This window comes from Neobacillus sp. PS3-12 (assembly GCF_030915385.1).
GTDB lineage: Bacteria > Bacillota > Bacilli > Bacillales > Cytobacillaceae > JAEVLT01.
On sequence record NZ_CP133268.1, the window covers coordinates 4,823,224 to 4,837,774 of the forward strand.

A 14,551-nucleotide genomic window follows, 5' to 3' on the forward strand; every position below is an offset into this window, starting at 1 on the left:
AGATGCAGATGAAAGCTGCGCTATGGTATAACCAAAAAGATATTAGAGTCGAAAATATTCCAGAACCTTCGGTTGAAAAAGATCAGGTGAAAATAAAAGTAGCCTATTGCGGGATTTGCGGTTCAGATTTACACGAATATTTGGCGGGTCCTATTTTTGTTCCAGTAAAAGAACCCCACCCAATTTCTAAGGACAAGGCTCCAATTGTTATGGGTCATGAATATGCCGGAGAAGTGGTGGCAATTGGGGAAGCGGTCACAGGAATACAAGTAGGTGATCGTGTATGTGTAGAACCGATTTATAGCTGTGGGAAATGTTCTTCCTGCAAGAAAGGTCACTACAATGTTTGTGAACAATTAGGGTTTATTGGCCTGTCAGGCGGTTTGGGAGGTTTTTCAGAATACAGTGTGGTGCCATCAAAGATGATTCACAAAATCCCGGATTATATGTCATGGGAACAAGCTGCACTTGTTGAACCAACAGCTGTTGCCGTTCATGCAGTACGCCAAAGTGAGATGAAGATTGGTGATTCCATCGCCGTGATAGGTACAGGACCAATCGGTTTATTGGTGATTCAAGCTGCTAAAGCAGCGGGAGCAAGCCAAATTATTGCGGTAGAAGTTTCAGCGGAACGACGTGAGATTGCTAAACAAGCTGGAGCCCATATCGTCATTGACCCGATCGAAGTAAATCCCGTTGAAGCAATAAAAGAATATACCAACGGCCTTGGGGTGGACGTTGCCTTTGAGGTAGCTGGAATCGAACCTACGATTCATACAGCGATTGAATCAACAAAATCAGAAGGGAATGTGGTGAATATCAGCATATGGGAAAAGCCAGCCAGCATCCCGGTAAATCATTTCATTTTAACTGAGAGAAAAATGACTAGTATCATCGCTTATCGCAATATTTTTCCGCAGGTTATTCAACTGATCGCCAATGGGCAAATTCAAGCAGCTGAATTGGTGACGAAAAAAATCTCCATTGATCAAATTGTTTCTGAAGGATTTAAGGCTTTAACAAAAAATAAGAACCAAATTAAGATACTAGTAGATCCTTCGCTATAATTCTTCGATAAAATGATCCAGCTACGCGTAGATTGCGCGTAGTTTTTTGAATTTTCTTAATTGTGACCTTTGTTGGATTGAAGGCGCATTCACTATCGTGTATAATTTAAACTGTACTTTTAACCTCGTTTGGACAGAATTCTTCTCATACTCCTTTTTTTCTTCCTAAGATTTGTAAACAAGTAATCAATCTCAAACCACTTTCGAAAATTTTTCTGGGTTAAGGGGAGGGTTTCATGAATACTACTTTTTATTTTGATGTTTGGAAGCGTTTTGTGAAAGAAGGAATTCTTGATTCAGCTCGGTTGAACAAACGAATTTTGGAATCCTGGCACCGCTGTAAAACAGAAAAGGTAAACCCTTATTTAAATAAAGGCCTAGATTTATTATCAAAAGAAGACCTTAATGCAAAAAAAGAGAAGCATTCTATGCTGATCGAAATAGCCTCCCCCATATAAAAAAGATGGACCAGGCGATTAAAGATTCTGGAATGATGGCACTTCTGGTCGATCCGGATGGATATGTCCTATCTTTAACCGGAAATGAAAAAGCATTATCGGATGCCAGAAAAATTAATTTTGTTGAAGGGGCGCGCTGGACCGAGACTGAGGTCGGAACCAATGCCATTGGGACTGCGTTACAAACAAAAGAAGCGGTTACGATTAATGGTGCTGAACATTACTCTGTCGCCTCCCATCAATGGAGCTGTTCCGCGACACCAATTTTTCACGATAATGGAAACCTGATGGGGGTTATTGATGTTTCATGCCCGGTAAACCATTCCCACCCTTTTATGCTTGGCATGGTTACATCCATCTCATATGCTATTGAAAAAGAAGTAAGCAAGCGTTCCTATCAAGAAGAAATTTCACTTTTCCAGCAAGCAGCCCATCTAGCCGAGACCTATTCAAACCAGCTCTTCTTGGTATGTAATCAAAAACAAATGATCATATCTGCGAGTAAACCTGTACGCAAAAGGTTCCCCCAGTCGATCGGAATGAACTTGTATGAACTATTACATAACGGATACCAAATTGATGCTGGAATGCCTTTTTATTCAAAGGAAAATAACAAGATCATCGGAAGCTCTTATTTCCTTTCAGAGGTGTTAACTCATCGTAATAACGTATCTTTTCAATCGCAAAGTTTTTCAAAACCATTTATCTTTAAAGGCGAGTGTGGAACGAGTGAGATTTTTCAAAATACATTAAACAAAGTAAAGCTCGTCGCCCCAACAGATGCCACCGTGTTTATTTCAGGTGAAACCGGTACGGGAAAAGAAGTGATTGCCCGGGCAATTCATGACAACAGCCCTCGAAAAGAGGGACCGTTTATTTCGTTAAATTGCGGTGCCATTCCGAAAGACCTTATGGAAAGTGAGCTTTTTGGCTATGTCGAAGGGGCTTTTACCTGGGCAAGACGGCAAGGCTATAAAGGGAAATTTGAGCAGGCACAAAAGGGCACGATCTTTCTTGATGAAATAGGTGAAATCCCGCATACCATGCAGGTGGCCTTATTACGTGTACTCCAAGACAGGAAAGTTTCTCCGATTGGGAGCACAAAAGAAATCCCATTGGATGTGCGGATTATTACGGCAACACACCGTGATATAACAAAGCTAGTAAAAGAGGGGGATTTTCGCGAAGACCTTTATTATCGTTTAAACGTATATCCAATTGATGTCCCTCCGCTTAGAAAAAGAAAGGAAGATATTCCGTATCTTGTCAGGCATTTCTGTAAGGGAAATGGATGGACCATTCCAAATATGGAGGATCTAACTTCTTGGTTGAAAGACTATGATTGGCCAGGAAATATTAGAGAATTAATTAACGTATTGGAGCGACTGCACATTTTGTCTCTCGATGAAAAGTCGAGTCAGGATATGTTCAAGAATAGCTTCGAATCTTTAACCATTAGACATCCATCCAGTTCTTTATCCATAGAGCAGGAAAATATAGAGGTTGAAAAGAAGTTAAAGGCCCGAGAAAAAATCCAAAAGGACTTAATGCTGGATGCATTGAAAAAGACAAAAGGAAACGTAACGGCAGCCGCAAAGTTATTAGAAATCCCAAGAAGTACTTTTTATAAAAGACTCCAAAAGTTTGGAATGTAAGGATGGTATTGTTGATTGAAAATTCAATGGACGGTGTAAGGATAGCACACGATTTTAGTGTGCTATTTCTTATCAAGGAGCTAATTGAAATCCTTGTCTATAACCTCATTTATATAAAAACGGATGCCTGCGGACATCCGTTTTTACATTACATTATGATTTCTTGTAAAGTTGAGATAATACAATTCGAGATAAATAGTAGGCAAGATAAAGGAAAGTTTTAAATAATGTATTAATAGCAAAAAAATGAACGACCAGCATTGCAACCGCAGATCTTGTTTCCACATGTTAGTATGAAATGGAGGGATTGGTTTAATGGTATGGACTATTTTTATCTTTTTATTGATTGTGTTTATTGGAGGTCCGATTTCCTTGCTTTTGTGGTTATATATTTTAGCAAAGAAACCACAGCATTCAATTATCAGAGCACACCCTTATTTGGGATGGATGCGCTACTTATTAGAAAAGATTGGTCCAGAATTCAGACAATATTGGTTTGATGATGATAACAGCGGCAAACCATTTTCACGAACCGATTTTTTAGGGATTGTTTTTTCTGCCAAATATCGAAGTGATCTTTTAAGTTTTGGGTCCAAACGTGACTTTGATCAGCCTGGTTATTATATTGCCAATGGGTTGTTTCCCTTATTGAATGAAGAATTAAAGGTAGACAATCAAGAAAAAGTCCATGCAATGAAATATAAAATTGATCATGAAGGATTATTTACTCGGCATGAAAAGCTTGAAAAGGACCAAACAACACGTTGGCTGTATCATGAGGAAGATACTATAATCGTTGGCGGTGATCGGGAATTTCCTTGGAGACTTCAGGGGCCATTTGGCGCCTCTGCCACATCTTACGGAGCAGTCGGCGAAAACTATATACTTTCAACAGGCCATGGCAGTCGAATGGCAAGCGGTTCATGGATTAATACGGGAGAAGGCGGAGTTGCACCGGAGCATTTAGATAGTGATGCAGATGTGGTCGCCCAAATTGGCCCTGGTTTATTTGGTTTTCGCAATGATGAGGGCAATTTTTCCAAAGATGAATTTAAGCTTAAAGCCCAGGAACCGAATATTAAAGCATTTGAGCTTAAATTCGGTCAAGGAGCAAAAATCCGTGGCGGACATTTGGAGGGGTCGAAGGTTACTGCAAAGGTAGCGAATATTCGTAAGGTTCCTGTTGGGAAAACCATTAATTCTCCCAATCGCTTTCCATTTTTGCATAATTCAATTGAAACGCTGCAGTTTATCAAAATGCTGCAAGAGGAAGGCGGCAAACCTGTTGGAATCAAAATTGTCGTTGGAAATCCATCCAACTTGGATGAATTTTTCGAGAGGATGAATGATCTTAGGATTTATCCGGACTTTATTACGGTTGATGGCGGAGAAGGTGGAACAGGCGCCACTTTCAAATCAATGGCAGATACAATGGGGCTACCTTTATTTCCTGCTTTAATTGCGGTTGTCGATAAGGCCTATCAGTTTGGTATACGTAATAAGTTGAAAATTTTTGCTTCAGGAAAGTTAATTTCAGCAGATAAAATTGCTATTGCCCTTGCTATCGGTGCAGATGCCGTGAACTCAGCAAGAGGCTTTATGATTGCTAATGGCTGTATCATGGCTCTTCAATGCCATACTGGTAAATGCCCTACAGGCGTAACGACGACCGATCCCAAATATCAAGAAGCACTTGTGCCAGAGGAAAAGAAATGGCGAGTCATGAACTACATCATTAATGTACGTCAAGGTTTGTTTGCCTTAGCCGCAGCTTGCGGCCTTGATAGCCCGCGCAAATTCAATCGAGATCACATTGTCTTTAAAGACGTTGATGGAAAAATAAAAAGGTTATCAGAGATGTTTCCAATTCCTGATTCTTCGGCTGATTTAATGAAAAAAACTTTATAGAACTGAAAATGGATATGAAAGGAGTTGCTGGTTTTATGAAATCAACAGATAAATTCACAGATAAAGCTGAGGTATATGTAATGGTTTATCAGCTTTACATATCATTACATGATTAACTTCATAACTTCAAAAAAGTTGTATTAATAATCGCCGATGTTGTATCAATTAAGGTTTTTTATGACTAACTTTTTTTTGAAAATAATTTTTAATTTTATCGATAAAAAAATACAAAAGCGGAATGATCTCTACAAAATAAGCAAAGGTGGTCCAAGAGTTTTTGAAAAAATCATTAAGTTCGGCTGTATTTTCTGACATTTGAAGTGACATTGTGATCATTACAAGTGTTAAAGAAAATACAAGGGGCCGATAGTCTTTTAAATTGAATAATTGTGATAATATTAGGGTCGACACATACAATAATATTCCCACCTTTAGGAAAACCGTAGTGGACCAGATCGCAACCAGTAATGGATCTAAATTTTCAATAAAATCGGCAATCCGAACAAATCGTATTATTTCTAACACTGGATAGGTTAAGTGACTAGCTAAGTTGGGGCCAAAAAGAAAAAGTAAAGATACAGTAGTGCATATGAGTACTATGGTTGAAAAAAGGGTTGCCCACATAATGGATTTTAAAGTTTTTTCTTTTTCAGCAATGAATGGAAAGAAAAAAATCAAAAGAATAATTTCTCCAAACCACGGTGTTATCGTATAACTTCCTTTTAACATTCCTTTGATCTGATGATTCGTGACAAATGCCATCCAACGATTCCATTCGAAATCATTCATAACTAAAAAGTATTGAAGTATTACCACGGTAATAATAAGAAAAAACAATCCCTGAGCTGTTCTAAATAGGGTCTCAATCCCTGTTCTTACCGTAATAGCAATAACCATTGCGAACATCATTCCCACTGCAGCACTTGGTGTAGATGGCAGATAATTTTGAACCATGAAGTCTTCATATTCTCGGATAATAATAGAACCCAGATGAAGAAAAAAAAAGAACAGTATACCCATCATTGGGATATGAATCCACACGGGAAGGATTTTCCTTCCAAAATGAACAAAGAATTCATTTGCGTTCCGATTAGCCAGTTTTATCGTAAAATAAGCAAGAATCACTCCCCCTAAACCTCCAAAACAAAGGGACAACCAAGTATCATATTGTGATAGCGACACAAGTGGTCCAAAGGCAAATCCCAATTGAGTGGAAAAATAATAAAGTACAAAAAACATTAAAATTTGGTTTTGGGTTATCCGTTCCAATTTCATAATGGGCTCCTCTCCTAACCTACAATTTTTTGGGGCAATGGATGAAATAGAACTCGAATCAGGTCATTAGGGCTAGGGAAATGTTCAAAAACAACAGTGGTTAAGCAATAAAGAAAGCATACCCCCATTATCATAAAGACAATCCAATAGGTTCTCTTCTTACGATTTTTTATTTTTAAGTATTTCCATTCTATAAAAAAAACTAATATAAATGAGATGAGCACCCATGTCATGTTTTCTTTTCCTTTATCCAAAATGGATTTTGTTCACTACCGGGACGTTTTATAGATAAATCAACATGTATATTTACTTTTACTTTATCCTTATAAATCATCGACCATTCATTTTTACATAATTCCCATACTTTCGGTTTATACCATGATAGGTATGAACCCAGTTGAAAAACATCTGATTTTTTTTCTTGAGACTCTCTAAATACTTCATAAATTCTATTTTTAACCTCTCTTCCTGCCTTTTCTTCAATAAGATGGACCTTTTTTGGATCAGTTAAATCAATATTAGAATGAGATTCGAGTATATCGTCTTCAGCTTTTACCAAAATATCAAATGTATAAATATCGTTTTTTGAAGGACGAATTTTTGTATTGGTATTTAAAACCAGCAAGCTAATGTTTTTCTGATCAGTAGGAGAGGGTAAATTTACCCCGAATTCTCCATTCTATTCTTTATCCATAATGCCCCTCGGCCTACTCTCTGATTGATTTTTCCTACCATTTTATAATTTTTAAATAATGCCATTCCATTTGTGCCCACCCACATTACCTTGTTTCCTTTTTCACTAATCATATTTTTTTCACCCTTTGTTAATAAACCAACAATCATATCACCGTTTTCTGTTTCTAAAAAATCCTTTATAGTCGTATTTAAGGTATTTTTCTTTTGAGTGAATTCTCTTAGCACTTCATTAGGAAACCTTTCAAACGCAGGGACAAGGTTCGCAAGTTCCTTTGCTTTACCTGGAGTAACTAAAAGGGTATTGCCTATGCTAAATGCTGGGTTTCGAATAACAAACTCTAGAATGGGCGAAATCCCATCCCTTGCCATTTTCTCACCCACCACAATGATCCTTGTGTGGCCCCAGTTAATTCTTCTGGGTAGATCCACCTGAATTTTCCTATAAGCTTCTGATAAGCTTTTTCCGCTCTTTGAAATGGCTGTATAAGGGTTGCCAGTTGGGCTGACACCTCCAATACTGGGTGAGGTCAACCGATTTGTAAGCGGGAAAGATAAAGTTAAATCCATATTTCCATTTTCGCCTTTATCCACAAAAACTCCAGTTACAAAGGCACGGTCATTAATTTCTACCCTTGACCAACATCCAGTTAAGAGAAATGCGCTAGTTAAGATCAACAATTTTAATCGAGTTCTCAATCTCCTTCATCCTCACCATTGGAAATTTTTTTGGTATTTGCCCTTTTAGGATTCATTGGTGATAAATGGGTAGGGCGTCGATTCATCATCCACCATGGAGCCCGAATAAACACATCTTTAAGATCGCCTAGCCGCAATGGTGCAGTCGGCGCTAGATATGGCATTCCAAAGGAACGCAGACTTACCAAATGGATGTATATAACTAAAGCCCCCATTGTTAATCCAAATAATCCAAAGGTCCCAGCTAATATCATAATCGGAAAGCGTAGAAAACGAAGCGAAAAGGCTAAATCGTAATGTGGAATAATAAAGGAAGAAATTCCAGTTAGTGAAACAACAATAACCATTGGAGCAGAAACAATCCCAGCTTGAACTGCAGCTTGTCCAATGACTAAAGCACCTAGTATACTTATCGCTTGTCCCACTGCCTTTGGTGTTCGAATCCCAGCTTCACGCAAACCCTCAAAAGCCAATTCCATTAACAAAGCTTCTACTAATGCTGGAAAGGGGACATTGTCACGGGCACCAGCAACACTTATTAACAAATTAGTGGGTATCATTTCTGGATGGAAGGTAGTAATTGCAATATAAAAAGAAGGTAAAAATAGGGACGCTAATAAAAAGATATACCGAATACAGCGGATCCAAGTCGCTGAAATATAACGTTGATAATAATCTTCTGCCGATTGAAGAAACATATAAAAATTCCCAGGAATGAGAAGTGGGATTGGTGTTCCGTCTACAAAAACAACGACACGTCCTTCTAGCAAGGAAGCAGAAACAACATCAGGACGCTCTGTTTTTTCCATTTGTGGAAAGGGAGAATATGGATAGTCGTCCATATATTCTTCCAAATAACTACTGCCTATTACACCGTCCATTTGAATTTCACTAAGGCGATTTCGAACTTCTTCAACTAGTTCTGGTTTACAAATCCCTTCTAAATAGCCAATGACTACTCTCGTTTTTGTAATTTTTCCTATCTCTTTTTGCTCCATTTTTAAAGAAGAAGACTTTATTCTTCTTCGGATTAATGTAATATTTGTAGAGATGTCTTCGACAAATGATTCCTTTGGTCCTCTGATTACATTCTCGGTCGTAGGTTCATTAATAGAACGTTTGTCAAATTTTGTGAAGGGAAAAGCAAGCATTCTGTTTTCACCTTCTATTACCAACAAAACCTCTCCTTCAAGAACACTTTCTGCGGCCACATGCATATCGGTAATAAGCTTACTCGACATTGCACTAATTTGTTTTAAGTCAAGTAATTTGTGAAAAAAATCGCTTTTTGGAATTGTAAAATCAGTTGATAAAATAGGTTTTAGGACGTTTTCATCGAATAATGATTGATCGACCATTCCTTGTAGATAAACAACTGCACATTGAGTTTCGTTAACAATAAAAGTGTGAAAAATGACATCTGAGCTTTGATGAAAGCAATTTTTCAACCATTTCTCTCTATCTTCAAAACCTTTCCCCAAATAAATAGGTTCTGTGCTATTTTTTTTTTCTTTAGATGGCTGCTCTTTTTTAGTACTTGAAAAAATTGACATTGGATTAACTCCATTAATTTTTTATTATTTTGTTCAACAAATTCAAAAAAATGATACTAAATATTGAGTGCCTGGAATTTTTTCTCCTACTTGTTTTTTGCGTCAACAAGTTCTATTAATGATTTCTTTTGTTTTACTTAAATAGTAAGAGTAGAATAAGAACAGAGTAAAACTCAGGTTTGAGGTGATATTTGTGGAGATAAAGATGTTTTATCGTACACAAAGGGAGATGGCTGCCGCAATCAATCAACTTGTTGATGCTTATTGGCAGGATGAAATTAAGGAGCAAGGGCTGATCCAGGGTGTTAAAAATATTTATAAAAATAATCAGGATAAGCTTATAAAAAATAATCAATTTACAAAAGTCGTTCAGCAGCAATGCGGAAAAAGAAGATTGGCTATAATCGAACGGGTTCTAGAAATAGAATAGAAGTTTTTCACGATGAGAGGTAGGATTGGATGGTAAAGGATTTAGAGTATTCTTCAAGTTTGAATGGGGCATCATTCTTGTTATTTGAGCTGAAACAAGTGGTTAAACTCAAGCAATTGGGCTTGTCAAACCAAGAAATAAGAAGAAAAGTCATCGAAGAAAATATTTTTCAATTTGCCAATAAAGGAAGAATTAATCGAGCGTTACCATCAATTATGAAAAGAGTGGATGTTATTGATGATACACTAGCTCAACTGATGACAAAAGGTTCTTTAGAGATGACCAAAGTGATTAATTTATATTCCATAATGAAAACGGACCTTTTGTTTTTTGAATTTATGAGAGAGTTAATTAGCGAGAAGCTCCAGAATAATGATTTTACAATCGAAAAAAAGGATCTTAATGTTTTTTTTGCTTCTAAATCAGAACAAAGTGAAAAGATCGCTAGTTGGAGCGATATAAATGCTGAAAAGTTAAAACGTGCTTTTATGCAAGTACTTTTTGAAAGCGGGATGCTGCGGAATCGACGTGGCAATGAACTAAACCGACTAATGATCGATGAACAGATAAAACATCATCTCACATTCATTGGTGATACAAAATATCTTCGAGCAATGGGTGAGTGAAAGGAATAGTAGGATGGCTAATATAAATCGTAGATTGGATAAGATTATTCCAAAAATCAAAGAGGATAAGTTTATTCAAGGTCGTGGCTTGGGAAATGAGATTAGTTTTTATATTTTTGACTACAATCCACAGGAAGAATTAATCGTTCGTGATTATGTAAAACATATAAAAAAAGAGTTTAATTATGAAGGTTCTGATCGGAAGATTATTGAATTTGACCTTTATAAAATGCTGCTTGAAATTGCAAAGGAGAAACGAATTTTTGACCGGGTTTTTCAAGTAGAAGAAAAACAGGGTAAAGAGGCCTTGTTTAAAGCCTTGATTACCTTTGCGAAGCCTGAAGTTTTTTTGAGAAAAATAAAAGAACAATTAGCCGATCATAATGTAGTGTTTATTTCGGGGGTAGGTAAGGTATACCCTTTTGTTCGCTCACACACCATTTTAAATAATCTTCAAGAAGTGATTGATAAAATACCAGTCATTATGTTTTTCCCGGGAAGATATGATGGTCAGTCACTTCAATTATTCAATCAATTTAAGGATGATAACTATTACCGAGCATTTCCATTAGTGGATTGAAGAAAAGGGGATACACGATGATCATTAAAGACATGTTTCAGAAAGATATCGAACGTGATATAAGAGGCGTTATTAAGGTTGCCCAGACAGATGAAGATAATATTTATCAAGAACTTGATGAATATGTTGTCACAAGAGAGTTAAATAAACACCTATCAAAATTCTATGAAAATTATCAAAAAAGTATAGACGGTTTAACGGACAAAATGGGTGTTTGGATATCGGGCTTCTTTGGAAGTGGTAAATCACACTTCTTAAAAATTCTTGCTTACTTGCTTGAAAATAAGAAGGTGAAAAATAAAAAGGCAGTAGAATTTTTCCAAAATAAAATTCAAGATCCTTTAATTCTGGCCAATATGAATCGTACGGCTGATGTCGAAACAGAAGTCATTCTTTTTAATATTGATTCTAAAGCATCTTTAGATAGTAAATCGAAAGAAGATGCTATTTTACGTGTGTTTATGAAGGTTTTCTATGAGCATCGAGGTTATTTCGGGGATATACCTGGTGTCGCCGAAATGGAAAAATACTTGGATCAAAAAGGGGTCTACGAACAATTTAAAGCTGAGTTTAAATCCCTTTCAGACGAAGAGTGGGTTGACCGTCGCAACACCTTCTACTTTGATGCTGACTATGTGATTGGTGCATTAACGAAAGTTACCGACATGAGTGAAGAGTCAGCCCGTAATTGGTTTGAAAATGGTGTCAATAATTTTGAAATCAGTATTGAGAAGTTCGCCAAAGATGTGAAGGAATATATCGATCAGAAGGGCAAAAACTTTCATCTTGTCTTTTTAGTGGATGAAATTGGACAGTTCATTGGTGATAGCCGTAGTCTTATGCTTAACCTTCAAACGGTTGCCGAGGACTTAGGAACATACTGTCAAGGGAAGGTATGGATTATGGTGACTTCCCAAGAGAGCATCGATAGTATCGTTAAGGTAAAGGGAGATGACTTCTCACGGATTCAAGGCCGCTTTGACACAAGGCTGTCGCTATCTTCTATTTCTGTTGATGAAGTCATCAAAAAACGGATCCTTCTAAAGAAAGATTTTGCTAATGATAAACTCAAATTGATTTTTCCAGAGAAAAGTGCGATCTTGAAAAACTTGATTAGCTTCAAGGAAAGTACCTCAGATTTAAGAGGATATGATCATGAACAGGATTTTGCAGATGTTTACCCGTTTATTCCTTATCAATTTAAACTTTTGCAAAATGTTTTTGAACAAGTTAGACGGCATGGTTCATCTGGTAAACATTTATCAGAAGGTGAACGTTCCATGCTTTCTGCATTTAAAGAGGCGGGATCGCGTTATAAAGATGCTGAGGAAGGAATTTTAATCCCATTCTATGCGTTTTACGATACGATCAAGGAATTTCTAAACCCTTCGATTTCAAGGGTTATTGAGGGTGCATACGAAAACCCTGCCCTTAAAGATGATGAATTTAATGTGAACCTTTTAAAAGTGCTGTTCATGATTAAATACATTAAAGAGCTTCCTGCCAATATTGAAAATGTCGCTACGCTCATGGTTTCAAGTATTGATGAAGATAAATTAGAGCTGAAAGAAAAAATCAAAGTGTCTTTAAGAAAGCTCATTTCACAAACGCTTGTCCAAAAAAATGGAGATTATTTTATCTTTCTTACCGATGACGAGCAGGATGTCAACCGGGAAATAAAAGCGATACATATTGATGAAGATTTAACAAAAAGGGAACTTGCAAATTATATCTTCCAAGACCTGTATGATGAAAAGAAATATCGTTATACCAATGTATATACATTCTCCTATAATCAGAAAATGGATGAGAAAAACTATGGAAATCAAACGGCAAGTATTGGAATCAATATTCTTTCCCCATTATCTGATCACTACGGTAGATCTGAACAAGAATTAATGATGATGTCCTCTGGCAGTGGAGAACTTATCATTAAACTCGGTGGGAATGAATCCTATATCGAGGAAATGGAAGAAGTCCTTAAAATCGAAGAGTACCGTAAGAAAAAGAATATTACCCAGCTTCCAGAAAGTATTCAAAATATCCTAAATAATAAGCAAGCAGAAGTACGTGAAAGAAGAAGAAGAGTCCGGGAATTGTTAGAGGATGCGATTAAAAGCGGGAAGTTCTTCATAAATGGAGACGATGCAAATATTAAAGGCTCCACTGTTAAAGAGAAAATCAATACAGCCTTGCATTCGTTGGTTGATAATGTCTATACGAAGTTGGGCTATGTAAAGGAATTCTTAGATAGTGAGAGAGAGCTTCTTTCTGTTTTGAGTATAAAAGACGAACAATTGACTTTAAGCCCTGAAATTAAACATGACCCTAATGAATCAGCTACGAAAGAGATGTTTGACTTTATTACCATGCAAGATTCCATTCAGAAGCAAATTCGGGTGAAAATCCTCTTAGATCGCTATAGTGATAAACCTTATGGATGGAGATTGCTTGATATTCAGCGTTTAATTGCGGAATTATTAAGGGAACAAAGGATTCGCCTCCGTTACAATTCCGAGTATTTGGAGCCAGAGGAAAGTGCGAGTAAGATTGTAACGGTTTTAACGAAAACGTCCGAAGCCGATAAAGGGATCATTTTAAAAAGAGTTAAAGTAGATGAAGCCTTAATTAAAACGGCTAAAAAGCTTTGTAAGGATGTCTTCAATACAACAGATTTACCAGATGATGAAGATGGCTTAGTGAAGGAAATTCGCACTCTTATGGAGAAACAAGTTGGCGAAATAAATGCATTTAAAGCACGCTACGAGGGTAGGAAATATCCTGGCATGAGCTTACTTGATAAAGGATTGGAGTATTTTGGCGAGTTCCATAAGGGATTAGACAATGCTTCATTTTTTGCCAAAATGAAAGAGTTACAAAAGGATCTTAGTTATTGGGAAGAGGACATGACTTATGTCAAGGGCTTCTTTGGTTCCGATCAGAAAGATATTTTTGACAAAGGTCTTTCGGCAATCAGCAAATATGAAGAAAATAAGGCCTATCTCATGGGTGAAGAAGCTGCTCAATTTGCCAAACAACTAATGGGTATTTTAAATGATCCGCTTCCATATCGAAAAATCAAAATGATTCCAGAAATCATTAAGAAGATGGATGATCAAATTCAAAATGTCCTAACAGAGAAAAGGAACAATGCTAAGGAAAAAATTAAGGTCGACTATGATTACCTTTCCCTTAAAGCAAAACAATATGGTGTTTCCAATGAAACGAAAGAACGCATTGAGCAATACTACAGCGAGTTAATGGAGCAAGTTGAAGTATTTGCTGATATTTATAAGGTAGATGCGACCATTTCTCAAAGTGCAAGTTTCAAGGAGAATTATGAACGGAAAATCAATCAAGAAATTGAGGAATGGCAGAGAAGAAATACAGAAAAACCTCCTGTCATTGTAGATGGAGGGGTTGATGGAAGTACTGGCGGACAGGTTGTAACGGTGCAAAAACAAAAAATAAAAGCCTCGGAACTGATCGTAGTGAAAGAATTACGATCAGAAGATGATGTGGACAAGTATATTAACACCCTCTCGAATAAATTAAAGCAAATCATTAAATCGAATAAAGAAATTGAGTTTATTGATTAAAGCGGGAG

10 protein-coding genes and 1 pseudogene are annotated in these 14,551 nt (G+C 36.8%); 7 read left to right on the forward strand and 4 right to left on the reverse strand.

Annotated elements, in window-relative coordinates; translation table 11 throughout:
* The first annotated feature begins 8 nt into the window (after positions 1-8).
* From RCG17_RS24315 to RCG17_RS24325, 3 genes and pseudogenes are all read left to right on the forward strand, one after another.
* Entirely contained in the window at positions 9-1,067 is a 1,059-nt protein-coding gene (locus tag RCG17_RS24315; protein ID WP_308172592.1) for a 2,3-butanediol dehydrogenase, read from the forward strand.
* A gap of 236 nt (positions 1,068-1,303) precedes the next feature.
* A pseudogene (locus tag RCG17_RS24320) lies at positions 1,304-3,180 on the forward strand (sigma-54-dependent Fis family transcriptional regulator).
* 315 nt (positions 3,181-3,495) lie between these two features.
* On the forward strand, positions 3,496-5,088 hold the full coding sequence (locus tag RCG17_RS24325) for a glutamate synthase-related protein (RefSeq protein ID WP_308172593.1): 1,593 nt from the start codon (positions 3,496-3,498) through the stop codon (positions 5,086-5,088).
* Between the two features lie 165 nt (positions 5,089-5,253).
* Here RCG17_RS24325 and RCG17_RS24330 read toward each other — a convergent pair whose 3' ends face one another.
* From RCG17_RS24330 to RCG17_RS24345, 4 genes are all read right to left on the reverse strand, one after another.
* Positions 5,254-6,363 carry a GerAB/ArcD/ProY family transporter gene (locus tag RCG17_RS24330; protein WP_308172594.1) on the reverse strand — a complete coding sequence of 370 codons (1,110 nt, stop codon included), beginning with the start codon at positions 6,361-6,363 and terminating at the stop codon, positions 5,254-5,256.
* 229 nt (positions 6,364-6,592) lie between these two features.
* Positions 6,593-6,988: a Ger(x)C family spore germination C-terminal domain-containing protein gene (locus RCG17_RS24335; RefSeq protein WP_374120867.1), complete on the reverse strand. Its 396-nt coding sequence runs from the start codon at positions 6,986-6,988 to the stop codon at positions 6,593-6,595.
* 35 nt (positions 6,989-7,023) lie between these two features.
* Positions 7,024-7,755 (reverse strand): Ger(x)C family spore germination protein, encoded by a 732-nt coding sequence (locus RCG17_RS24340; protein WP_308172595.1) that lies wholly within the window; start codon positions 7,753-7,755, stop codon positions 7,024-7,026.
* Positions 7,752-9,308 carry a spore germination protein gene (locus tag RCG17_RS24345; RefSeq protein WP_308172596.1) on the reverse strand — a complete coding sequence of 519 codons (1,557 nt, stop codon included), beginning with the start codon at positions 9,306-9,308 and terminating at the stop codon, positions 7,752-7,754. The genes RCG17_RS24340 and RCG17_RS24345 overlap by 4 nt, the downstream gene beginning before the upstream one ends.
* A 205-nt stretch (positions 9,309-9,513) precedes the next feature.
* On the opposite strand from RCG17_RS24345, the gene RCG17_RS24350 reads away from it, so the two are divergent.
* From RCG17_RS24350 to brxC, 4 genes are read left to right on the forward strand one after another with little or no spacing between them, the layout of a single operon-like run.
* Positions 9,514-9,738 (forward strand): TIGR04540 family protein, encoded by a 225-nt coding sequence (locus RCG17_RS24350; RefSeq protein ID WP_308172597.1) that lies wholly within the window; start codon positions 9,514-9,516, stop codon positions 9,736-9,738.
* Positions 9,739-9,767: 29 nt separating this feature from the next.
* Entirely contained in the window at positions 9,768-10,364 is a 597-nt protein-coding gene (locus RCG17_RS24355) for a DUF1819 family protein (protein WP_308172598.1), read from the forward strand.
* A 13-nt stretch (positions 10,365-10,377) separates the two neighbouring features.
* Positions 10,378-10,944 carry a DUF1788 domain-containing protein gene (locus RCG17_RS24360; RefSeq protein ID WP_308172599.1) on the forward strand — a complete coding sequence of 189 codons (567 nt, stop codon included), beginning with the start codon at positions 10,378-10,380 and terminating at the stop codon, positions 10,942-10,944.
* Between the two features lie 17 nt (positions 10,945-10,961).
* Positions 10,962-14,543, forward strand: a complete 3,582-nt coding sequence (gene brxC / locus RCG17_RS24365) for a BREX system P-loop protein BrxC (protein WP_308172600.1) — start codon at positions 10,962-10,964, stop codon at positions 14,541-14,543.
* Positions 14,544-14,551: the final 8 nt, after the last annotated feature.

Coding starts and splice junctions, on each gene's coding strand:
- RCG17_RS24315 (WP_308172592.1), top strand. CDS start 9: ATGAAAGCTGCGCTATGGTATAACCAAAAAGATATTAGAGTCGAAAAT.
- RCG17_RS24325 (WP_308172593.1), top strand. CDS start 3,496: ATGGTATGGACTATTTTTATCTTTTTATTGATTGTGTTTATTGGAGGT.
- RCG17_RS24330 (WP_308172594.1), bottom strand. CDS start 6,363: ATGAAATTGGAACGGATAACCCAAAACCAAATTTTAATGTTTTTTGTA.
- RCG17_RS24345 (WP_308172596.1), bottom strand. CDS start 9,308: ATGTCAATTTTTTCAAGTACTAAAAAAGAGCAGCCATCTAAAGAAAAA.
- RCG17_RS24350 (WP_308172597.1), top strand. CDS start 9,514: ATGTTTTATCGTACACAAAGGGAGATGGCTGCCGCAATCAATCAACTT.
- RCG17_RS24355 (WP_308172598.1), top strand. CDS start 9,768: ATGGTAAAGGATTTAGAGTATTCTTCAAGTTTGAATGGGGCATCATTC.
- RCG17_RS24360 (WP_308172599.1), top strand. CDS start 10,378: ATGGCTAATATAAATCGTAGATTGGATAAGATTATTCCAAAAATCAAA.
- brxC (WP_308172600.1), top strand. CDS start 10,962: ATGATCATTAAAGACATGTTTCAGAAAGATATCGAACGTGATATAAGA.